General features: G+C 62.8%; 20 protein-coding genes. 10 read left to right on the top strand and 10 right to left on the bottom strand.

Annotation, left to right across the window (positions count from 1 at the left end; all coding sequences use genetic code 11):
• Positions 1 to 861, top strand: an 861-nt coding sequence (locus tag BJQ17_RS06710) for a BCCT family transporter (RefSeq protein ID WP_175442712.1), incomplete at its 5' end; no start/stop codon positions are given.
• Between the two features lie 80 nt (positions 862 to 941).
• Here the strand turns inward: BJQ17_RS06710 and BJQ17_RS06705 are convergent.
• Positions 942 to 1,421, bottom strand: coding sequence for a VOC family protein (locus BJQ17_RS06705; RefSeq protein ID WP_070095798.1), 480 nt, complete (start codon positions 1,419 to 1,421; stop codon positions 942 to 944).
• A 185-nt stretch (positions 1,422 to 1,606) separates the two neighbouring features.
• Complete coding sequence (locus tag BJQ17_RS06700; RefSeq protein ID WP_070095797.1) at positions 1,607 to 2,950, bottom strand: OprD family porin; 1,344 nt, start codon at positions 2,948 to 2,950, stop codon at positions 1,607 to 1,609.
• A gap of 271 nt (positions 2,951 to 3,221) precedes the next feature.
• On the opposite strand from BJQ17_RS06700, the gene BJQ17_RS06695 reads away from it, so the two are divergent.
• Positions 3,222 to 3,872: a TIGR04211 family SH3 domain-containing protein gene (locus BJQ17_RS06695; RefSeq protein ID WP_010954473.1), complete on the top strand. Its 651-nt coding sequence runs from the start codon at positions 3,222 to 3,224 to the stop codon at positions 3,870 to 3,872.
• Positions 3,873 to 3,937: 65 nt separating this feature from the next.
• Here the strand turns inward: BJQ17_RS06695 and BJQ17_RS06690 are convergent, their stop codons facing one another.
• Positions 3,938 to 4,816 (bottom strand): LysR family transcriptional regulator, encoded by an 879-nt coding sequence (locus BJQ17_RS06690; RefSeq protein ID WP_070095796.1) that lies wholly within the window; start codon positions 4,814 to 4,816, stop codon positions 3,938 to 3,940.
• A 156-nt stretch (positions 4,817 to 4,972) separates the two neighbouring features.
• On the opposite strand from BJQ17_RS06690, the gene argC reads away from it, so the two are divergent.
• Both argC and BJQ17_RS06680 read left to right on the top strand, forming a co-directional pair.
• A complete protein-coding gene (gene argC, locus BJQ17_RS06685; protein WP_070095795.1) occupies positions 4,973 to 5,914 on the top strand; it encodes an N-acetyl-gamma-glutamyl-phosphate reductase in 942 nt (313 codons plus the stop codon).
• A 75-nt stretch (positions 5,915 to 5,989) separates the two neighbouring features.
• A complete protein-coding gene (locus tag BJQ17_RS06680) occupies positions 5,990 to 6,676 on the top strand; it encodes a GNAT family N-acetyltransferase (RefSeq protein ID WP_003256043.1) in 687 nt (228 codons plus the stop codon).
• A gap of 111 nt (positions 6,677 to 6,787) precedes the next feature.
• Here BJQ17_RS06680 and BJQ17_RS06675 read toward each other — a convergent pair whose 3' ends face one another.
• The 5 genes from BJQ17_RS06675 to BJQ17_RS06655 all read right to left on the bottom strand — a co-directional run bounded on the left by BJQ17_RS06675 (position 6,788) and on the right by BJQ17_RS06655 (position 11,277).
• Positions 6,788 to 7,543 carry an ABC transporter permease gene (locus tag BJQ17_RS06675; protein ID WP_003256045.1) on the bottom strand — a complete coding sequence of 252 codons (756 nt, stop codon included), beginning with the start codon at positions 7,541 to 7,543 and terminating at the stop codon, positions 6,788 to 6,790.
• Positions 7,543 to 8,748, bottom strand: a complete 1,206-nt coding sequence (locus BJQ17_RS06670; protein WP_019751100.1) for an ABC transporter substrate-binding protein — start codon at positions 8,746 to 8,748, stop codon at positions 7,543 to 7,545. Before BJQ17_RS06670 ends, BJQ17_RS06675 begins: the two co-directional genes overlap by 1 nt.
• Complete coding sequence (locus BJQ17_RS06665) at positions 8,735 to 9,556, bottom strand: ABC transporter ATP-binding protein (protein ID WP_003256048.1); 822 nt, start codon at positions 9,554 to 9,556, stop codon at positions 8,735 to 8,737. Before BJQ17_RS06665 ends, BJQ17_RS06670 begins: the two co-directional genes overlap by 14 nt.
• Positions 9,553 to 10,617, bottom strand: a complete 1,065-nt coding sequence (locus BJQ17_RS06660) for an acyl-CoA dehydrogenase family protein (RefSeq protein WP_003256051.1) — start codon at positions 10,615 to 10,617, stop codon at positions 9,553 to 9,555. The genes BJQ17_RS06665 and BJQ17_RS06660 overlap by 4 nt, the downstream gene beginning before the upstream one ends.
• Before the next feature lie 99 nt (positions 10,618 to 10,716).
• Positions 10,717 to 11,277 (bottom strand): carboxymuconolactone decarboxylase family protein, encoded by a 561-nt coding sequence (locus BJQ17_RS06655; protein WP_003256052.1) that lies wholly within the window; start codon positions 11,275 to 11,277, stop codon positions 10,717 to 10,719.
• 102 nt (positions 11,278 to 11,379) lie between these two features.
• On the opposite strand from BJQ17_RS06655, the gene BJQ17_RS06650 reads away from it, so the two are divergent.
• On the top strand, positions 11,380 to 12,291 hold the full coding sequence (locus BJQ17_RS06650) for an AraC family transcriptional regulator (RefSeq protein WP_003256054.1): 912 nt from the start codon (positions 11,380 to 11,382) through the stop codon (positions 12,289 to 12,291).
• Positions 12,292 to 12,337: 46 nt separating this feature from the next.
• Here the strand turns inward: BJQ17_RS06650 and BJQ17_RS06645 are convergent, their stop codons facing one another.
• Complete coding sequence (locus BJQ17_RS06645; RefSeq protein WP_003256055.1) at positions 12,338 to 12,877, bottom strand: Rrf2 family transcriptional regulator; 540 nt, start codon at positions 12,875 to 12,877, stop codon at positions 12,338 to 12,340.
• Positions 12,878 to 13,070: 193 nt separating this feature from the next.
• Here BJQ17_RS06645 and BJQ17_RS06640 point away from each other — a divergent pair, with 193 nt between their 5' ends.
• Positions 13,071 to 14,273 carry an NAD(P)/FAD-dependent oxidoreductase gene (locus tag BJQ17_RS06640; protein ID WP_003256056.1) on the top strand — a complete coding sequence of 401 codons (1,203 nt, stop codon included), beginning with the start codon at positions 13,071 to 13,073 and terminating at the stop codon, positions 14,271 to 14,273.
• A gap of 230 nt (positions 14,274 to 14,503) precedes the next feature.
• Positions 14,504 to 16,129, top strand: coding sequence for a methyl-accepting chemotaxis protein (locus tag BJQ17_RS06635; protein ID WP_003256058.1), 1,626 nt, complete (start codon positions 14,504 to 14,506; stop codon positions 16,127 to 16,129).
• A 52-nt stretch (positions 16,130 to 16,181) separates the two neighbouring features.
• Here the strand turns inward: BJQ17_RS06635 and BJQ17_RS06630 are convergent, their stop codons facing one another.
• Entirely contained in the window at positions 16,182 to 17,588 is a 1,407-nt protein-coding gene (locus BJQ17_RS06630; RefSeq protein WP_003256059.1) for a cytosine permease, read from the bottom strand.
• A gap of 316 nt (positions 17,589 to 17,904) precedes the next feature.
• Here BJQ17_RS06630 and BJQ17_RS06625 point away from each other — a divergent pair, with 316 nt between their 5' ends.
• The 3 genes from BJQ17_RS06625 (at position 17,905) to BJQ17_RS06615 (ending at position 20,372) form a co-directional block, all read left to right on the top strand.
• A complete protein-coding gene (locus BJQ17_RS06625) occupies positions 17,905 to 18,390 on the top strand; it encodes a flavin reductase family protein (protein WP_003256061.1) in 486 nt (161 codons plus the stop codon).
• Positions 18,391 to 18,470: 80 nt separating this feature from the next.
• Positions 18,471 to 19,511, top strand: a complete 1,041-nt coding sequence (locus tag BJQ17_RS06620) for an LLM class flavin-dependent oxidoreductase (protein WP_003256063.1) — start codon at positions 18,471 to 18,473, stop codon at positions 19,509 to 19,511.
• Between the two features lie 264 nt (positions 19,512 to 19,775).
• Positions 19,776 to 20,372 carry an amino acid synthesis family protein gene (locus BJQ17_RS06615; protein WP_003256068.1) on the top strand — a complete coding sequence of 199 codons (597 nt, stop codon included), beginning with the start codon at positions 19,776 to 19,778 and terminating at the stop codon, positions 20,370 to 20,372.
• The last annotated feature ends 15 nt before the right edge of the window (positions 20,373 to 20,387 follow it).

Below are 20,387 nucleotides of genomic sequence, written 5' to 3'. Positions count from 1 at the left end.
GTGTTCGTGTTCATGGTCGGGCCGACGCTGCTGATGCTCAACCTGCTGCCGACCTCGCTCGGCATCTACATCAAGATGCTGCCGGAAATGATGGCCCGCACCAACGCCAGCGGCGGCGAGCAGATGAACAGCTGGCTGGCCGGCTGGACCGTGTTTTACTGGGCCTGGTGGATCTCCTGGACGCCTTTCGTGGGCATGTTCATCGCCCGTATCAGCCGCGGTCGCACCATTCGCCAGTTCGTTACCGGGGTGCTGCTGGTGCCAAGCCTGGTCAGCCTGGTGTGGTTCACCATCTTCGGTGGCGCCGCCATCGAGGCCGTGCGCGAGGGCGCCTTCCAGCTGGCCAACGGGGCGGTCAACAGTAATCACGCGCTGTACCAGTTGCTGGACAGCTACCCGCTGGCCTCGGCAACCTCGGTGCTGGTGATGATCCTGGTGGGCATCTTTTTTGTTTCGGGCGCCGACGCCGCTTCGCTGGTGATGGGCACGCTGTCGGAACACGGCACCACCGCGCCATCGCGACGCACAGTGATTTTCTGGGGGACGCTGACTGGTACGGTGGCGGCGATCATGCTGGCGATCGGCGACCCAGGCAACCCTGGCGAGGCGCTGACCGGGCTGCAGAACCTGACCATCGTCGTGGCCTTGCCATTCGTGGTGGTGATGGTGCTGCTATGCCTGGCGCTGTACCGCGACCTGCGCAAGGACCCGATGATGCTGCGCCACCTGCGCGGCAACGAGCTGATCGAGAAGGCCGTACTGTATGGGGCGGTGAAGCATGGGGAGGAGTTCTACATTGTGGTGCAGGAGAAGAAGGCATCGGCCAAGACAGCGGCAGAGGCCGAAGTAACCAGCAACTGACGGCGCCAACCCGAAAACCACGGGCTGCCACGCAGCCCGTTCGCGATTCGAGGCCGCGCCTGCTGAAACACAGACCCGCTTCAACCTTTCAACGCCGCCGCTATCTTCGCCACATCAATCTTGCCCATCTGCATCATGGCCTCTAACGCACGCTTGGCCGCCGCACGGTCGGGGTGGCCGATGGCTTCGATGAGGATGCGTGGAGTGATCTGCCACGAAATCCCCCATTTGTCCTTGCACCAGCCGCAAACGCTGGCCTCGCCGTCGTTGCCGACAATGGCCTCCCACAAGCGGTCGGTCTCTGCCTGGTCCACGGTACTGACCTGGAACGAAAATGCCTCACAGTGCTTGAAGGCCGATCCACCATTGAGCCCCACGCACGGGATACCCATTACCGTGAATTCCACGGTGATCACATCGCCCTGCTTGCCTGAAGGGTAATCGGCGGGTGCCTGGTGCACAGCGACCACCCGGCTATCGGGGAAAGTTCGGGCATAGAAGTTCGCCGCCTCTTCGGCAGCGTGGTCATACCACAGGCAGACGGTGTTCTTGGCAGTCATGGTCTTGCTCCACGATCGAAGGTGAGCCTTGAGTCTAGCCCCATAGCCCCGGCGTACCGGTAGCACCTGAAAACCTGATGCAAATGCAGGTTTGATAGGCGATCAAGCCGATAAAAAAAGCGCCCCAAGCGGAGCGCCAGAAAATCCACCCAAACCAAAGGAGCAACAAGGTTGCCAAGGTGGAATCACAGAATCGACAACGGGTACTCCACGATCAGCCGCACTTCGTCCAGGTCCGACTCGAACGCCGTGGCCCGGGTGGTGGCCTGGCGAACCCGCAACGACAGGTCCTTGGCCGCGCCCGTCTGCACCACATACTTCACCTCGATGTCACGCTCCCAGCGTTTCTGGTCGGTCAGCGGGTTGCCCGCAACGTCACGGCGCATGTAGGTGGCGTTGGCATTGGAGTAGTCAGCATCGGTACCCTTGTCGTAGCGTGTCATGAACGACAACCCGGGTACGCCGTAGGCAGCCATGTTCAGGTCATAACGCAGCATCCACGAACGCTCCTTGGGCGCGTTGAAGTCGCTGTACTGGATGGAGTTGTCGAGGAAGATCGAGTCGGACTGACGCAGGTAGTCGAAGTCGTCGTCGCCGTTGTTGCGCTGGTGCGTCAGGGCCAGGGTGTGAGCACCAAAGCGCACACCCAGCTTGGCGCTCCAGATGTCGTTGTCAAAGGCGCCCAGGCGCTGCTGCCCTTCATCCACAGCCTTGTAATAGTTGAAACCGCCAATCAGCGCCAGCGCCTCGCTCAGTGGCCAGCTCAGGCTGGTGCCGGCGTAGTACTGGTTCCACGCGTCCTTGAGCCGGCTACTGAACAGGCTGACGCTGACATGCTCATTGAGCCTGTAATCCCCCCCACCGTAGGCGATCCAGGGCGAATCGACCGGGCCGCCATAGAAGGTCACGAAGTTCTCCCGCAGGTCGCTGGACATCGGCTGGCTCATGGCATGCAGACGCCCGGCTTGCAGGGTAAGGTCCTTGATGCTGGTGTTCTCCAGGGTCACCCCACGGAAGCTTTCCGGCAGCAGCCGCGAGTCGCCAGCCGCCACCACCGGGTTGGCCGGGAACACATCCCCCACCTTCAGTACCGTGTCGAACAGTCGTAGCTTGGCCGCGCCCCCCACCTTGGTGTATTCGTCACGTGCCTGGCCGTCGCGGTCAACCGGCAATACGTCGAAAGAACTGCGCCCGCCGTTGCGGCCGCCGCCAGTGTCGAGCTTGAGGCCAAGCATGGCAAACGCATCCAGGCCAACACCTACGGTGCCCTGGGTGAAGCCCGACTCGAATCGGGTAATCACGGCATGCCCCCAGGCCTCGGAGTAGCCGTTGTCAGGTTGTTTGCTCGGGTTGTGTGTGGGGGCCACAGAATCGCGATTATCGCGGTTGAAGTAGAAGTTGCGGTTAAGCACGCTGAGGGTGCTGCCCTCCATGAAGCCGTCCGCACTTTTTTCTGCAGCAACAACCTGGCTGCCAACGCCGGCCAGCGCCAGGCAAGCAGCCAGTGTCAGGGGTGATCTGCACGTCATCCGATGCTCCTTGAACGTCGCATTTGTTGTTATGTCGGCGGGCCAAGATTGACGGCCGGCAGATAACGCCAAGGTGATCGGCGCATTACAATTGCGTCATCGGCAACGCAGCGCTCTGGGGCGGGCACTGCAACATTCTGCAGACATTTCCGACACTAGGCAGTGAACCTGCTGACAAAAAAACGGTCTTTCGCTGACGGTCAACTCACCGACCGGTTCATCGGCCCAGTCACCGGGCCTACTTTTTGTCCTGTTTCAGCGAAGACCCAACATGCCCGATTCCCGCCCAAATGCTTCCGCCCTCCCTGCCCTGCGCATCGGCCTGATTGCCGCCCTGGTGGGCCTGGCCGCCCCCGTGCACGCCGAAGAGCCTGCCAGCGACGCACGCTGGGTCAGTGACAGCCTGAGCACCTACGTGCGCAGCGGCCCGACCGACGGGCACCGCATTGTCGGCACGCTCAAGTCCGGGCAGAAGCTGACCCTGCTCGGCAGCCAGGGCAATTACAGCCAGGTGCGCGGGCAGAACGGCGATGTGGTGTGGATCCTCAGCAACGACCTGCAGGCAGTGCCCGGGCAGAACGAGCGCCTGCCGTTGCTCGATGCCCAGGTCACCGAACTGACCGGGCAGTTGAAGACCATCGACGACAGCTGGAAGAACCGCGTACAGGGCATGCAGGAAACGCTTGATTCGCGCAAGCAGCTGATTGACGAGTTGGAGGCACGCAACAAGGCACTGAACGAGCAGCTCGATCAGAGCCAGTCGGACCTGCGCGATACCCAGGCCCGCCTGGGGGATGAGAACAAGCAGGTGATGATGCGCTACATGGTGTATGGCGGCAGCATTGCCGGTGCAGGCTTGCTGGCGGGGCTGATCCTGCCGGCACTGACCCGTGGGCGCAAGAAGAACGATCGCTGGTTCTGAGTTCGGCAAGGCGTCGGGGCTGGAACGTGCAGGCCTGCCACAGGTCTTGCAGCAGCGGCCCCCCCCTACCGCAACCGTTCCAGCGCCTCCAGCACATACCCCGTGGCCCGCTCCACCTGCCCTTCCCGACACGCAATACCCAACTGCCGCCACAACCCCGGCCGCAGCGGTCGGCGGGCAATGCGCCGGTCCAGTTCGGTCGCCTCCCCCTCCTGCGGCAACAAGGTCGCCCCGTACCCGGCGCCGACCAGGCTCTTGATCGCATCGTTGTAGTTCAGCTCGATCCGCGGTTCGGGGTACAACCCCGCCGCTGCAAACCATTCGCCGGTAACCCGCGACAGCTGGGTGGTGCTGTCGTTCAGGATCAACGCCCGTTGCGCCAGCCAGGCCGGGGTGATCCTGACCGGTGGCTGCCAGTCGGCCGGCACATACGCCAGGATCGGGTCGCGCCGCCAGGGGGTAACCGTCAGCCCTTTGCCGGCCACCTGCGGCAAGGCCACAAGGCCGATATCCAGTGTGCCCTCACGCAAGCGCGCGAGCGACGCCTGGGAGGTCAGCACCTGGACCTGCACATCGATCCCCGGGTGCTCCACACGCAGGCGCGCCAGCGCCTGCGGCAGCAAATGGGCGATGGCACCGGTGGAGGCGCCCAGCCGCACACGCCCGGTCAACCCTTCGACCTGCCGGCGTACTTCGTCCAGCGCCAAGTCAGCGTCCGCCAGCAGGCGTCGGGCACGCCCCAGCAGTGTTTCACCGATGACGGTAGGCCGCACCTGGCCGCGGGTGCGGGTGAGCAACGGGGCGCCGATACGCGCCTCCAACTCGGCCACGTGCAAGCTGATGGTGGGCGGCGCCAGGTTAAGCTGGCGGGCGGCCTCGGCAAAGGAGCCCAGGTCGGTGATGACCACCAATGTGCGGAGGCGGTCGAGGCTGATTTCGCGCATTGTTCAGAGCCGGCCCTTTTGCGGGTAAACCCACAGGTTCACCACGGGTTTCAAAACTCATTCAGAAAACCTGAATGTATCGATCATCATATTCAAATTTTCATTACCAACGCTACGGGCGAGCATAGGCTATCTTTCCCCAACCGGACCCCGAGCATGCACACCCCTGTTGTTTTCATCGACGGCGACCAAGGCACCACAGGCCTGCAGATCCATGCCCGCCTGCAGGGCCGTAGCGATCTTCGCCTGCTGACCCTCCCCGAGGCCGAGCGCAAGGACCCGCAACGCCGCCGCGAAGCGATCAACAGCGCCGACATCGCCCTGCTGTGCCTGCCCGACGACGCCGCCCGCGAGGCCGTGGCCGCAATCCACAACCCACAGGTGCGGGTGATCGACGCCAGCTCGGCGCACCGCACCACACCAGGCTGGGTGTATGGCCTGCCGGAGCTTGACGAACAGCAAGCCGAGCGCATCGCGCAAAGTACGCGTGTCAGCAATCCCGGCTGCTATCCCACCGGCGCCATCGCGCTGCTGCACCCACTGGTCAAGGCTGGCTTGCTGCCTGCGGACTACCCCCTGAACATCCACGCCGTGTCTGGCTACTCCGGCGGTGGTCGCGCGGCGGTCGAGCGGCACGAACAGCCCGGCGCCGCCAAAGCGCCGGCGCTACAGCTGTATGGCCTGGAGCTGGCGCACAAGCACGTACCGGAGATCCAGCAGCACGCGGGGTTGTCGGCGCGGCCGATGTTCATGCCCGGCTATGGCGCCTACCGCCAAGGCATCGTGCTGAGCATTCCGCTGCAGCTTCGCCTGCTGCCTGGACAGGTCAGCGCCGAGCAGCTGCAAGGCTGCCTGGAACGGCATTACCAGGGTGCCCGCCATGTTCAGGTGATGCCTCTGCATCAGGGCGGCGCTGCGGCAAACCTCGACCCCGAGGCATTGAACGGCAGCAATGACCTGCGCCTGGCGCTGTACGCCAACCCCGAGCATGGCCAGGTACTGCTCACCGCAGTGTTCGACAACCTGGGCAAAGGTGCCTCTGGTGCTGCCGTGCAAAACCTCGACCTGATGCTCGGTGCCTTACAGGCACACGGCTGATGCGGCAAAACCGGTTAGACTGTACACCCGCGCCAACACAGCGCGGGTCGTATTCTCATCCGCCGGAGCCCCCAGATGTTCATCCTGAGCCGCCTCGACAGCGTGCCACCCGAATCTTTCCAGAACCAGATCCGCGAGCTGGTCATTCACAATGTCGGCGAATTGAGCAGTGTCGCCATCGCTGTCGACAACCCGCTGTACCCGCTGTACCAGTACGGCGTCGGCATGGAAGTCCACCAGTACCTGCAAGCGCTGGACGGCGCCCGCGGTCTGGCGGTGGCACTTACCTTGGCGCTGGATGCCGAAGCACCGGACCAGTTGCTGGGCTTTGCGCTGTCGCTGCCAGCCCAGGACGATGGACGGGCCTGTGCATTGGCCTTTCTGGCCGTGTGCGCCAGCCATCGCCGCCAGGGCATCGCCCGTGCTCTACTGGGCGACCTGCGGTCGCGCCATGCCTGCGTGGAGCTGAACGCCTTTGCCAACCAGGTGCCGTGGTTCGAGGCGATGGGCATGCAAGTGGTGGCCGCCAATGGACCGCAGGTGCTGATGAGCAGTACCGGCCAGCCCAGTGGTGCGCTGATCGGGCGCCTGGACATTGCGCCGATTTATCAGACGGCTGAAGTGCTGCAGATTCACACCTATCTGCTTAACCAGCAGGGTGAGGATGCAATGATCGAAGCGGAGCAGATGCGCGATGAGCGGCTGGATGAGCTGACCGCTCAGGCCCAGGAATGTGTGCGCCAGCGCAAGACCGTGCATTGATCCGATGGCCTGTTCGCGGGCTTGCCCGCGCCCACAGGAATACCGTAAGGCCCAAGGCCGGTGATGTACCTGTGGGAGCGGGCGAGCCCGCGAAGAAGCCCCATTGGCCTTTCAGCCATGCACCCAGCGCCGATGCAGCCCACGCGCCAGGGCATCCAGCACAAACCCCAGCACGCCAATCAGCAGCACCATCGCCATCAGTTCGGAATACGCCAGCCGGTCGCGGGTATCAAGAATGAAATACCCAAGCCCCGCACTCACCCCAAGCATTTCGCACGGCACCAGCACAATCCACAGAATACCGATGGCCAGGCGCACGCCCGTCAGCACGTGACCGATCACCCCCGGCACAATCACCTTGCACAAGGTTTCCCAGCGCGTTGCACTCAAGCTGCGGCTAAGTTGCAGCCAGCGCGGGTCCAGTTGACGCACCCCTGCCGCCGTATTCAGCAAGATCGGCCACAACGCGGCAAACGCCAGCAGGAAGTAGATCGGCTGGTCACCCACGCCCATCAGCATCACCACCACAGGCATCCACGACAATGGCGATATCATGCGCAGAAACTGGAATGCTGGCGTGGTCGCCGCCTCCAGGTGCCGGTAGCTGCCTACCAGCAAGCCCAGCGGCACACCCATCAGCAGCGCCAGCAGCAGCCCAATCAGGATGCGCTTGAGGCTGACCCAGATATGCCCATAGACCTCGCCCTGCCCCAGCAGCTCGACCAGGCTGGCCAGGGTTGCCGCCGGCGAAAAGCGCGCCGACAGGCCGTCGGCCTGGCCGAACAGTGCTACACCGGCCCACCATAACAGCAACAAGGCCAGCAACCCGACCAGCCCAAGGCCGGCATGTACGACATGGGTGCGCATCAGACCGCAAACTCCTCGCTACGCTCGAAGTTGTCGGCAATGCCGAACACCGACGGGCCACCCACTGTCGCGATGGCATTACGCACGAAGCGATCGTCGACCAGGTCGCGGGCGGCATACGCCGGATCCAGCCCGGCAAGGAAGGCATTGTCGCCTTCGATCAGGGTGGTTTTCAGGCGCTTGACCAGCTCTTCGGTGTAACTCGGGAACGGGTATGGCTGGAAGTCGATGCGCTTTTCGTCCCACTGCTGATGGCGAATGGCACCACTGGCAATGTAGCCAGCACGGTCTTCGGCGGCGGGCGCCAGGACCTTGGTCAGCACCGCAGGCTCGTGCGGGGTGTACTTGTTGGGGCCCGCCCGGGACAGCAGTGCGGCGGCTTCGGTGCGATGGTCACGGGTCCATTGCTGGGCCTTGACGATGGCGTTGACCACTTTCTGCGACCATTCCGGGCGGTTATTCAGGTCATGCTCGTGCATGAACACCACGCAGCACGCATGGTTGCGCCATACATCGCCGGTAAAGCGCTGCACGCGGCCCACCTTGAGGTTCTCGGCCAGTGCGTTGAACGGCTCGGCAACGATGTAGCCGGCAATGCGCTTGCTGGCCAGTGCGGGTGGCATGTCGGACGGTGGCAGCACCAGCAGGTTGACCTCGTTGGCGGCCAGTTGCGCATTGGCCGGCTTCGACACGGGCGTCAGGCCATTGTCGTTGAGCAACTGTTGCAGTACCACATTGTGGATCGAGTACCAGAACGGAATGGCCACTGTCTTGCCACCAAGCTGTTTCACGTCGGATATATCCGGCGCTACAGTCAGGCCCGAACCGCCCACGTGGTTCCAGGCCACCACCTTGGCTGGCACCTTGCTGCCATAGCGCGCCCACACCGTCATCGGCGAAAGCAGGTGGATGACATTGACCTGGCCGGAAATGAATGCCTCGATCACCTGCGCCCAGCTGCGCAGCAGCACCGGGCGCTCGGCCTGGATGCCTTCGGCCTCGAACAAGCCGTTGTTATGTGCCACCAGCAGCGGCGTGGCATCGGTGATCGGCAGGTAGCCGATACGCACCGGCGCGTCCGGCTCGGCAGCGGCACGCGCCTGCAAGCTCGACAGCAACGGCAATGCACCGGCAGCAGTGAGCATGGCGCCGAGCTTTAGGAAGTCACGACGCGAAGAAGAAGAACAGCAGTCATCCATGCACATGGACAGCCTCCGAGGGCAAAGGGGTTGGGGTAGGTTCGACTGTGCGGCTTGCCCGCCGAAGGGTTTTGAGGATGTCTATGCGCAAGGCCCCCAGCTCTTCGACCCTCTGCGTGCGCGGTTGCGGCAGGTCGATGTGCCACTGGCCAAGGATGTGCGCTGGGTGGTTGCCCAGTAGCAGAACCCGGTCTGACAGCAGCAGGGCTTCGTCGATATCGTGAGTGATCAGCACGGCCGCGGTCTTGTGCGTGGCGATCAGTTGCAGCAGCAGCTGCTGCATGTCGGCGCGGGTCACCTCATCCAACGCACCGAAGGGTTCATCCAGCAGCAAGACTTCGGGCTGGCGTGCCAGGCAGCGGGCCAGCGCGGTGCGCTGGGCCATGCCGCCAGACAACTGCGCCGGGTACTGGCCACGCGCGTGGGCCAGGCCCACAGCCGCAATCGCATGGTCGATGCGTGCACGGCGTTCGGCATCCGCCAGCTTGGGCTGACGGGCGAAGTCCAGGCCGAAGGCGACGTTTTTCTCCAGGCTCAGCCATGGCAGCAGGCTTGGGTCCTGAAAGGCCACCGCCAGACGCGGGTGCGGCCCCTGCAGCGGCTGGCCGTGCAAGCTCACGCTACCGCCGCCAGGCTGCTGCAGGCCTGCCAGCACCCGCAGCAGGCTTGACTTGCCCACACCACTGGGGCCAAGAATGCTCACGACTTCACCTGGCGCCAGCTGCAGGTCGAACTGCGCCAGCACCTGCTGCCAACCCCCCTCACGCGGGTAGCCCAGGCGGATGTCACAGGCCTTCAGCAACACTGCGCTCATGCAACGCCCGCCTGGCGCTGCAGTTCGGCGCGCAATTGCACCAGGCTGGGCGTGACGATCGGCACGAAGGCCGACTCCCGCCAGCGGCGGGCAAACCCTTCGCCGTATTCGCTGAGGTAAGCCTTGCCGCCACTGGCCTGCAATTCCAGTTGTACTGCGTCGGCAGCACTTTCAGCCAGGATGATGCGCAGCTTGAACAAGGCCGCCGGCTGCTGCTGGAAGCGACCGTCGAGCAAGCCCTGCTTGAGTTCGCTGACGGTGTTTTCCAGGCGTTCGCTAAGCACCTCACAGGCTTCGTCGAGGAACGACGCTCGGCCATGCAGGTGCGCGTGAACCTCTTCCAGCGCCCGTCGCGCCAGGCCGATGGCCATGCCACATTGCAGCGCCAGGAATGCCGGGCGTACCCGTGGCAGGAATTCGCGTGCATTTTCATGCAGCAGCCAGTCGCGTGCCAGCGATACCTGGTGAAAAGCCAGTGCTGCCGTGTTGCTCGACTGCAGGCCCATCAGTTGTAGATCATCAGAACGCTCCAGGCCTTGAGCGTCGGAAGGAATGGCCAGCACAAACGGCGCGCCGCCGGCTTCATCCTCGATGGCCGCCGCCACCACGAAGCCGCTTTTACGCAAGTTGGTCACCCAATGCAGTCGCCCTTCCAGGTGCCAGCCATCGGCTGCCGGGCGGCCACGCACCTGCAGCGCTTCGATACCGGACAGGAACTTCATGGCGTTGGACAGCCCGGTGGCACCGGCCAATTCACCGGTCAACAGGCGCGGCAGCAGGCGCTCACGCAGGGGCTGGTTGGGGCTGTGCAGCAGGTATTCGATGAAGGCACGCTGGCCCCAGCAGACGAAAGCCGCAGCCAATGAGCGGCTGGCAATGGCGGCGATGGCCTCGACCGCATCGGTCACCTGCCCGCCCGTACCGCCCAGCGCTGGGTCGACCCCTGTGCGCAACAGCTGCGATTCTGCGATCTGCGCCAGCACCTGCTGCGGTTCGCACAGGCCCCGGTCGATGGCCTCGGCATTGGCATCCAGCCAGTGTCGAAATGCACAATCTTGCATGGTCTTGCTCCTTTGATAACGCCGGGGCCGCTCTGCGGCCCGTTCGTGGCACAAGGCCGCTCCTACAACGGCCTGGTAAGGGCCATTATCACAGGTGGGCTACGCAGAAGGCTGCCAGCGGTATTTGCCAAGCTCTTCGTTGAGTGGCGTCTGGGCGAAAACATTAGCAAAGTTGCACAGGGTTGCGAGACTTACGCCCAGAATCACCTCCAAGGCGTTGCCTTCACTGAAGCCGGCCTCACGGAAGGCCTGGTAGGTGGCTTCGCTGACATTGCCACGGGTGGCGATCACTTCGCGGGCAAAGGCGGCCAGGGTTTCGTAGCGGGCGTTGGGGAGTTCGCCACGGGCACGCAGAGCATCGACCACCTCCTGCGGCAGCTTGGCCTTGTTCAGCGCGACGGCCGTATGGCCGGCCACGCAAAAGTCGCAGCCATGCTGGGTGGCCGCGATCAGTTGCACCACTTCACGCTCGGCCAGGCCAAGCTCAGACTTGCCATTGAGTGCCGAAACGGTCACGTAGGTTTCAAGCGCCGCCGGGGCGTTGGCCAGCACGCCGAGCAGGTTGGGGATGAAGCCGGAATTCTTCTGGGCATTCTCAAGAAACGGCCGTGCCGCTTCCGGGGCGCTCTGCAGCGTGTGTAAAGTAATGCGCGAGGACATGCAGTGATCTCCTTTGATGAGTGTCACTACAGTCTGTTGGTTATAAGAACTACCCTCCATATTCATCAGTCGCCTTTCCTTGTTCCTGAGTCTTTGTATTAGATGATTTCGTCCAGCCACCTTGTCGATTGGTTATTAGAGGGCCTGGAGCTCGATGCCAGCCTGTTTCATGTCGGGCGCTATTGCGGTGGCTGGCATGCCAGCACCCAGGGCATGGGCCGCGCCAGCTTCCACCTGGTGGTGCAAGGGCAGTGCTGGCTGCACATTGACGGCCTGCCGCAACCGGTGCGCCTGGAGAAGGGAGATGCCGTATTCCTGTTGCGCGACCTTGCCTATCGCTTGTCCAGCGATCAGGACCCGGTCGACGCCTGTGCCCAACCGCGCCAGGCCATGCAGGCGCTGGATAGCGAAGCCAGCGACGGCGTCGGGCTGGTTTGCGGCTTCTTCCATTTCCAGTCCGGCCTGTCTTCACTGATTGTCGAAGGCCTGGCCGACTGGATCCTGCTGCGCGCCGAAGACCCCGCCGGCAGTGCGGCGCGGGCGCTGTTCGAGCTCATTCTGGAAGAATGCCGGCGGGCCGCCGGCCCGTCGCAGGCGTTGCTGGAGCGCTTGACGCACCTGTTGTTCCTGTACGTGCTGCGCCAGCAGGTCATTGCCGGGCAGTCACTGGGCGGGCTTGTCGCCCTCGCTCGCCAGCCAGCGTTTACCGGGCTGCTGGAGCAGTTGATCGAACAACCGGGGCAAGCCTGGACGCTGGAGAGCATGGCCGCCTGCACCGGCTTATCGCGGTCTGCGTTTTTCAAGCGCTTCAACGAACTGGCGGGGCAATCGCCAGGGCAGGTGCTGCTGGCACTGCGCATGCGCCATGCCAGCCAGTTGCTGCGGGCGGGTAATACCGTGGAGCAAGTGGGTGCGCAGGTGGGGTATCAGTCGGTGGCGGCGTTTACCCGGGCGTTTGCCAAGGCCATGGGGGTGCAGCCTGGGGCCTATCGGCGCCAACACGAAGGGCGCTGATCGGCGTACTTCCCTACTCGCGCAAAGGCCGGTTCGGGCAAGCCCTTCACACCTGGTCTACCGGAATATCCCCAGCCCCCTTGGCCTCCCGCCGCTCACCCATCCAGGCATCGACCTGCTGGCCAAATTCAGCCGGGGCCTTGCGCCCGAAGCGCATGGCCAGGTCCAGCACAGTCTGCTGTGCCAATGACGCTTCCATGCGCTTCTGCGCCCCCAGCATCACTGCGTGGATCGCACAGGTACCCTCGGTCGCCCAACGCGGCGGCGAGCCGTCGAACAAGGTGCAACGCTCGCGCACCTCGCGGCAATCGAAGATCTTCTTTGGTCCATCAATGGCATGGACGATATCCAGCACGCTGATCTGCGCCGCCGGCCGCGCCAGGCGGAAGCCGCCGCGCACGCCTTCGGTGGCCGCCACCAGCCCGGCACGGGCCAGCTTGGTGAAGACCTTGGCCAGGTATTCCTGCGGCACGCCTTGCAACTCGGCCAGGTCGCGCACGCTGGAATCACGAGTTTCACCGCGCTCGTCGACTAAAAACAACAGGCAATGGATACCGTATTCCACGCCAGCACTGTAAAGCGACATTCAAATCTCCGACCGATTTTGTCGTACATGTTACGCCGATGCCCCGGCACTGACAAAACAAGGTGTCAAAAGGTTGCTCCACCGCAAAGGGAAAAGCCCTTGCCGAAGGAAACTACGACCGATATAGTCGTAGTTACTCGAAGGCCATACAGCTGGCCCCCGATGCCCTCTTCGAACCTTGCGGAGCACCTTCATGAAATCCAACATCCTGATCATCGGTGCCGGCTTTGCCGGTGTCTGGAGCGCCCTGAGCGCTGCCCGCCTACTCGACCAGGCGCAACGTGCCGACCTCAGCATCAGCGTGCTGGCGCCACAGCCGGAACTGCGCATTCGTCCGCGCTTTTACGAGGCCGACGTGCATGGCATGAAGGCGCCTCTGGGTGATCTGTTCGAGGCTGTGGGCATTCACTTCTTCCCGGGCAACGCCGACAGCATCGACACCGAAGGTCGCAGCGTCAGCTATACCGATACCCACGGCCAGCCACAGCGCATCGCCTACGACCGCCTGATCCTGGCCGCAGGCAGCCAGGTTGCCCGCCCGGCAGTACCAGGCCTGGCGGAGCATGCGTTCGATGTCGACCAGATGGAATCGGCCATGCGCCTGGAGCAGCATCTGGTCGATCTGGCCGCCCTGCCCGCTTCGCCAACTCGCAATACCGTGGTGGTGTGCGGCGGCGGCTTCACCGGCATCGAGACCGCAACCGAAATGCCTACTCGCCTGCGCTCGATCTTCGGGGCCGACGCGGCATTGCGGGTAGTGGTGGTCGACCGTGGTGCGCAAGTGGGGGCGGCATTGGGTGAAGGGATCACACCGTCGATTGTTGCCGCGTGTGAACAGGCCGGGGTCGAATGGCTGGCCGGCGCTTCGGTGGTGGCTGTCGATGCTGCGGGAGTCACCCTGGACAACGGCGAGCACATCGCCAGCAACACGGTAATCTGGACCGTTGGCGTCAAGGCCAGTCCGTTGACGGCGCACGTTGCCGGCGAGCGCGATACCTTCGGCAGGCTGAAAGTGGATGGCCATTTGAAAGTGCTGGGCCAGGAGCACGTTTACGCCACCGGCGACACCGCCTGGGCTGCGGTGGATGACCTGGGCAACCATGCCCTGATGACGTGCCAGCACGCCATCCCCATGGGCCGCCACGCCGGTAACAACGCCGCCGCCGACCTGCTCGGCCTGCAGCCGGTGCTGTATCGCCAGCCCAAATACGTCACCTGCCTGGACCTGGGCGACTGGGGCGCCGCCTTCAGCGAAGGCTGGGAGCGCGAATTGAAGCTGCACGGCCAGGAAGGCAAGGCCCTCAAGCGCCAGATCAACTCGGTATGGATTTACCCGCCAGCGGCTGACCGCGCCTTGGCGCTGGCTGCGGCGGACCCAATGATCGCCATCGTTTAACGGCGTTTTCCTGACAAAACCGTCAACAATTGGCGGTTTTGTCAGTTTTGGCCGTTACATTGAATGGCTGTTCAATAATGATGGCCATATGGCATCATTGAAATCAAAAAAGTCACGAGGGTGAGACACACAAACAACTCCGCAGCGCATCAAGAGCCTGGCGCCATACCGGTGACCCGGCCATCCACCCAAGCTCCTGAGGCCTGCACGCCACCGTCAAGGAGCATTCCATGCAGTTACGGAATTTGAAGATCGGCATTCGCGCTGCAAGCGTGTTCGCCCTGTTGGGCATCCTGGTCCTGTTCATGGGCTTGATCGCACTTTACGAAACCCGGCAGATGGACAAGGCCACGGATGAAATCCGGGTGACCTGGATGCCGGCCGTAATAGCCCTCGGTGACATCAGCACCAACCTCGGGCGTGCCCGCGCCGTCACCTTGCGTGCCGCGCTGGACGACAACCCCAGTGACCGCGAGCGCAACCTGCAGATGCTCAACGGCATCAATACCGAGCTGAATAATGCGCTGAAGGATTATGCCGACACGATCATCGCTGCCGATGACCGCGCCCTGTTCAATGCCTTCAGCGCTGCTTATCAGCACTATTTCGAATTACAGACCCGTGTGCTGCAAGGCATTCAAGCTGGGCACATGGACGACGCCAAGCAGCAGATCAGCGGCCCGCTGACTCAGCGCGCCGACAGCATGATGCAGGCCATGGCAGCGTTGATCGCCTATAACGGCACAGGTGCCGAACAAGCCTCGCAGCGCAGCAGCGACGTAGCGGACGAAGCGTTCACCGCGCTGGTTGCCTCACTGGTGGTGATCATGCTGGCCCTTGCCACCATCGCTACCGTGCTCACCCGCAGTATCGTCGTGCCGCTGGCCGACGCGCTGGCTGTGGCCGAGCGCGTGGCGACCGGCGACCTGACCCGGGAGATACGGGTAACCGGCCGCGATGAGCCGGCCATGCTATTGCGCGCCCTGAGCCGGATGCAGGGCAGCCTGCGCGATACCATTCGCCAGATCGCCGCGTCTTCCGACCAACTGGCCTCGGCCTCGGAAGAACTGCACACCGTCACTGAAGACACCAGCCGCGGCCTGCATCAGCAAAGTGCAGAAATCGACCAGGCCGCCACGGCGGTGAACCAGATGACTGCGGCAGTCGAGGAAGTGGCGAACAACGCGGTCAGCACTGCTGATGCTTCCAAAGGCGCTGACCAGACCACCCGCGATGGCCGCGACCAGGTCAACCAGGCGCTGGCATCCATCCAGCATCTGGTAGCGGATGTGACCGGCACATCAGTTGAGATCGAGCAGCTGGCCAGCAACGCCAACGAGATCAGCCGGGTGCTGGACGTGATTGGTGCAATTGCCGGGCAGACCAACCTGCTGGCACTGAACGCCGCCATCGAGGCGGCACGGGCCGGAGAGGCAGGACGTGGGTTTGCCGTGGTGGCTGACGAGGTACGCGCCCTCGCCCACCGTACCCAGCAATCGACGGCAGAGATCGAGCAGATGATTGCCGGGATTCAGAACGGCACCGAGCGGGCAGTGACAGCAATGCACAGCAGCCAGGGTCGCGCCACGGGTACGCTGGAAGTGGCACAAAGCGCAGGGCAGGCGTTGGAAGTGATTGCCGAGGCCATTGCTTCGATCAACCAGCGCAACCTGGTGATTGCCAGTGCCTCGGAAGAGCAGGCGCAGGTCGCACGCGAGGTGGACCGGAACCTGGTGAATATTCGTGACCTGGCGATGCAAACGTCGGCGGGCGCGAACCAGACCAGTGCGGCGGCGCAGGATCTGTCGCGGTTGGCGGTGGACCTGAACGGGATGGTGGCGCAGTTCAAGGTTTGATCCAAAACAGCCGGGGCCGCATTGCGGCCCCGGCTACAGCAACAGCGGTCTATCAGTCGTTGACGCTTACCACCCGCCCCGCCTTCTCGACAGCCTTGCCGCGCGTCGCCAGGCAGTAGTAAAGCGGCACGGTCACCAGCAAGCCGAACAGCCACGACAGGTCAGCCCCTTCGACAATGTTCGAGTACGGCCCCACATACAGCGAAGTATTGGCAAACGGCAGCTGCACCAGGATGCCGCAGGCATAGGCAATGATCGCGTGGTGGTTGAAGCGGCCATAGATGCCGCCGTCGGCACTGAAGATCGAGGCGATGTCGTACTGGCCCTTCTTGATCAGGTAGAAATCGATCAGGTTGATCGAAGCCCACGGCACCAGCACCAGCAGCAGCGCCAGGATCAGGCCGATGAACTGGCCGATGAAGTCCGCCGAGGCATTCAGTGCCACCATCCCGCAGCCCACCAGAATGATCGAGGCCAGGATCACCCGTACCCTGATACTCGGCGTCCACTCGGCCATGAAGGTCTGGATCGCGGTCACGATCGACAGCACGGCGCCGTAAAGGTTGAGGGCGTTGTGGCTGATGATGTTAAGCAGGAACAGCACCATCAGGATCGGGCCCAGCCAGCCGGTGGCCTGCTTCACCGCATCCATTGCGTCGGTGCCTTCCGGCACGCACAGCACCGCCACCGTACCAAAGCTGAAGCACAGGATGGTGCCCAGGGTGGCGCCGAAGTAAGTGGCCCAGAACGGCTTGGCAATGCCCACTTCACGGGGCAGGTAGCGCGAGTAGTCAGAGGTGTACGGCGAGAAGCTGATCTGCCAGATCACACCCAGCGACACGGTGGCAATGAAGCCCGACAGGTTGAACGCGCCACGGCTGAAAAAGTCCGCCGGCAGATCCTGGACGAACATCATGATGAAACCGGCCAGCAACGCCGAGCCCATCACCCAGGTACCGATGCGGTTGAGGATATGGATAAAGCGGTAGCCGATCACGCCAATGGCAGTCGCACTCAGGGCACCGATCACGATCGCGCCGGGCATCGGCACGCTCGGCGCGATGCCGTGAATGGTCTTGCCCGCCAGGACGATATTGGAAATGAAGAAGCCGACATAGATCAGCGCGGTGAAGAACACGATCAGCAAGGCACCGTAGCGGCCAAACTGGCCACGGCTCTGCACCATTTGCGGAATGCCCAGCTGCGGCCCCTGTGCAGAGGCCAGGGCGATGACCACGCCCCCGACCAGATGGCCCAGCACGATGGCGATCAGGCCCCACAACAGGTTCAGGTGGAACACCTGGACCACCATGGCGCCGGTCACGATAGGCAATGGCGCAATGTTGGTACTGAACCAGAGGGTGAACAGGTCGCGCGCCTTCCCATGGCGCTCGGCAGGTGGAACGTAATCGACCGTGTGATTCTCGACAAACTGGTGTTGCGACGACGGTTGGGACATGGTTTTCAGCTCGAAAGGTCGTTTTTATCTTTGTAAGGAAACCGCATCAAGGCGGCCTCTCAGCTGCGGACCATATTATGGTATTCCAAACTTTTGACAACACTGATCCGCATGAAAAAACGGCCACTGATCCGCTTGCGAAACCCCTGCGACAAACCGCCTCACCGCTCAAGGCCACGGTTTTCGTGGCTTTGGGCCGTTCATCGCGAAAACGCAGGGTTGAAAATTCCGCTTGCAAAATAGGTATTACGGTATACCATCAGACACATCAACGATAAAAACCGCGGACCACCGCAGCCCTTCAGAGGTACTCCCGATGATCGACGCAACTGTCTACAAGAACGTTCTGGGCTCCTTCCCGTCCGGCGTTACCGTCATCACCACCCAGGACGACGACGGCTCGGTCGTCGGCCTGACCGCCAGCGCCTTCTCCTCCCTGTCGATGGACCCGCCGCTGGTGCTGTTCTGCCCCAACTACACCTCCGACTCCTACCCGGTACTGATCAAGCAGAAGCGCTTTGCCATTCACCTGCTGTCCGGTGAACAGCAGGCTGAAGCCTACGCGTTCGCCAAGAAGGGAAAGGACAAGGCCAGCGGCATCGAGTGGACCCTGAGCGAACTGGGCAACCCGATCCTGGCCGGTGCCACCGCCGTCATCGAATGCGAACTGTGGCGTGAATATGAAGGTGGCGACCACGCCATCATGGTCGGCAAGGTACACAACCTGATCGTCCCTGCCGAAGCGCCACGGCCGATGGTGTACTGCCGCGGCAAGATGGCCAGCCTGCCGGCCTTTGCCTGAAGCCTGCAGTTGGACGCAGCCTGCTCCCACACTGAAGCCCGATTGACTGACGGGCAATAACAAGCGTTGAGGAAAAACCCATGAAATTTTCGTTGTTCGTACACATGGAACGTTGGGATGAACAGGTCAGCCACCGCCAGCTGTTCGAAGACCTGACCGAACTGACCCTGATGGCCGAAGACGGCGGTTTCAGCACCGTGTGGATCGGCGAACACCACGCCATGGAATACACCATTTCGCCAAGCCCGATGCCGCTGCTGGCCTACCTGGCCGCGCGCACCGAGAAGATCCGCCTGGGCGCTGGCACCATCATCGCGCCGTTCTGGAACCCGATCCGCGTCGCTGGCGAATGCGCCCTGCTCGACGTGATCAGCAACGGCCGCATGGAAGTGGGCCTGGCCCGCGGCGCCTACCAGTTCGAGTTCGACCGCATGGCAGGTGGCATGCCGGCCACCGACGGCGGCAAGGCGCTGCGCGAGATGGTACCGGTGGTGCGTAAGCTGTGGGAAGGCGACTACGCCCACGACGGTGAAATCTACAAGTTCCCGACCTCCACCAGCGTACCGAAGCCGTTCAACGCCACGCCGCCTATGTGGATCGCCGCCCGCGACCCGGACTCGCACAACTTCGCCGTTGCCAATGGTTGCAATGTCATGGTCACCCCGCTGATGAAGGGGGACGAAGAAGTGCTGGACCTGAAGAACAAGTTCCAGGCCGCCCTGGACAACAACCCAGACGTGCCGCGCCCGCAACTGATGGTGCTGCGCCACACCCATGTGCACAGCCCGGCTGATCCGGAAGGCTGGAAGGTCGGCGCCCAGGCGATCTCGCGCTTCTACCGCACCTTCGATGCCTGGTTCGGCAACAAGACCACCCCGGTGAATGGCTTTCTGGAGCCGAGCCCGGAGTCGAAATTCGCCGAAGTGCCGGCGTTCCAGCTGGAGAACATCCGCAAGAACACCATGATCGGCACGCCGGAAGAGATCATCGCACGCATCAAGTACTACCAGGAACTGGGCGTCGACGAGTTCAGCTTCTGGTGCGACAACAGCTTGCCCCACGCCGAGAAGAAGAAGTCGCTCGAGCTGTTCATCAAGGAAGTGGTGCCGGCGTTCGCCTGAATTCCCATTGCCTGAATCATTGCGGGGCGCGCCCGCTCCCGTGGGCCCCTTCGGCCTGCGTGAGCGGGCTTTTTTTTGAAACCTGTGCAGTCCCTGTGGAAGCGGGCAAGCCCGCGAAGAGGCCAGTACAGACAACAGAGAAATCAAGGCATCAGGCCACCTTTCGTCCCCCGGCAAGAGAAATTTCCTGACACCTCTTGCACAACAAATATTATGGTATACCATCAGACAACAAGAGCTGATAACCCTCACCAGGAGCCATCCATGAGTTTCGAAATCCGCAAGATCGTCACCTACTCCGAAGAGACCCGCATCGAAGGCGGCAAAGCCACCGACAAGCCGGTGACCATGGTCGGCCTGGCCGTCGTGATCAAGAACCCATGGGCCGGTCGCGGTTTCGTTGAAGATCTGAAGCCGGAAATTCGCGCCAACTGCTCGGAGCTGGGTGCCCTGATGGTCGAGCGCCTGACTGCTGCCATTGGCGGCGCCGACAAGATCGAGGCCTACGGTAAGGCCGCCGTCGTCGGCGCCGATGGCGAAATCGAGCACGCCTCGGCCGTCATCCATACCCTGCGCTTCGGCAACCACTACCGCGAGGCGGTACAGGCCAAGAGCTACCTGAGCTTCACCAACAAGCGCGGCGGCCCAGGCACTTCGATCCAGATCCCGATGATGCAGAAGGACGACGAAGGCCTGCGTTCGCACTACATCACCCTGGAAATGCAGATCGAAGATGCCCCGCGTGCCGATGAAATCGTCGTGGTCCTGGGCGCAGCCGATGGCGGCCGCCTGCACCCGCGCATCGGCAACCGTTACATCGACCTGGAAGAACTGGCTGCCGAAAAAGCCAACGCTCAATAACAACAACCAAGACGG

The organism is Pseudomonas sp. NBRC 111139, from assembly GCF_001753955.1.
GTDB lineage: Bacteria > Pseudomonadota > Gammaproteobacteria > Pseudomonadales > Pseudomonadaceae > Aquipseudomonas > Aquipseudomonas alloputida.
Note: the sequence above shows the minus strand (reverse complement) of the source record. Positions and strands in the feature narration are given on the sequence as shown.

Excerpts from the sequence above, each read along its gene's own strand:
- BJQ17_RS06675 (WP_003256045.1), bottom strand. The coding sequence starts at position 7,543 with ATGCGCACCCATGTCGTACATGCCGGCCTTGGGCTGGTCGGGTTGCTG.
- BJQ17_RS06695 (WP_010954473.1), top strand. The coding sequence starts at position 3,222 with ATGCCCGATTCCCGCCCAAATGCTTCCGCCCTCCCTGCCCTGCGCATC.
- BJQ17_RS06630 (WP_003256059.1), bottom strand. The coding sequence starts at position 17,588 with ATGTCCCAACCGTCGTCGCAACACCAGTTTGTCGAGAATCACACGGTC.
- BJQ17_RS06655 (WP_003256052.1), bottom strand. The coding sequence starts at position 11,277 with ATGTCCTCGCGCATTACTTTACACACGCTGCAGAGCGCCCCGGAAGCG.
- BJQ17_RS06705 (WP_070095798.1), bottom strand. The coding sequence starts at position 1,421 with ATGACTGCCAAGAACACCGTCTGCCTGTGGTATGACCACGCTGCCGAA.
- BJQ17_RS06650 (WP_003256054.1), top strand. The coding sequence starts at position 11,380 with ATGATTTCGTCCAGCCACCTTGTCGATTGGTTATTAGAGGGCCTGGAG.
- BJQ17_RS06635 (WP_003256058.1), top strand. The coding sequence starts at position 14,504 with ATGCAGTTACGGAATTTGAAGATCGGCATTCGCGCTGCAAGCGTGTTC.
- BJQ17_RS06665 (WP_003256048.1), bottom strand. The coding sequence starts at position 9,556 with ATGAGCGCAGTGTTGCTGAAGGCCTGTGACATCCGCCTGGGCTACCCG.
- BJQ17_RS06690 (WP_070095796.1), bottom strand. The coding sequence starts at position 4,816 with ATGCGCGAAATCAGCCTCGACCGCCTCCGCACATTGGTGGTCATCACC.
- BJQ17_RS06620 (WP_003256063.1), top strand. The coding sequence starts at position 18,471 with ATGAAATTTTCGTTGTTCGTACACATGGAACGTTGGGATGAACAGGTC.
- BJQ17_RS06615 (WP_003256068.1), top strand. The coding sequence starts at position 19,776 with ATGAGTTTCGAAATCCGCAAGATCGTCACCTACTCCGAAGAGACCCGC.
- BJQ17_RS06660 (WP_003256051.1), bottom strand. The coding sequence starts at position 10,617 with ATGCAAGATTGTGCATTTCGACACTGGCTGGATGCCAATGCCGAGGCC.
- BJQ17_RS06670 (WP_019751100.1), bottom strand. The coding sequence starts at position 8,748 with ATGTGCATGGATGACTGCTGTTCTTCTTCTTCGCGTCGTGACTTCCTA.
- BJQ17_RS06645 (WP_003256055.1), bottom strand. The coding sequence starts at position 12,877 with ATGTCGCTTTACAGTGCTGGCGTGGAATACGGTATCCATTGCCTGTTG.
- argC (WP_070095795.1), top strand. The coding sequence starts at position 4,973 with ATGCACACCCCTGTTGTTTTCATCGACGGCGACCAAGGCACCACAGGC.
- BJQ17_RS06700 (WP_070095797.1), bottom strand. The coding sequence starts at position 2,950 with ATGACGTGCAGATCACCCCTGACACTGGCTGCTTGCCTGGCGCTGGCC.
- BJQ17_RS06680 (WP_003256043.1), top strand. The coding sequence starts at position 5,990 with ATGTTCATCCTGAGCCGCCTCGACAGCGTGCCACCCGAATCTTTCCAG.
- BJQ17_RS06625 (WP_003256061.1), top strand. The coding sequence starts at position 17,905 with ATGATCGACGCAACTGTCTACAAGAACGTTCTGGGCTCCTTCCCGTCC.
- BJQ17_RS06640 (WP_003256056.1), top strand. The coding sequence starts at position 13,071 with ATGAAATCCAACATCCTGATCATCGGTGCCGGCTTTGCCGGTGTCTGG.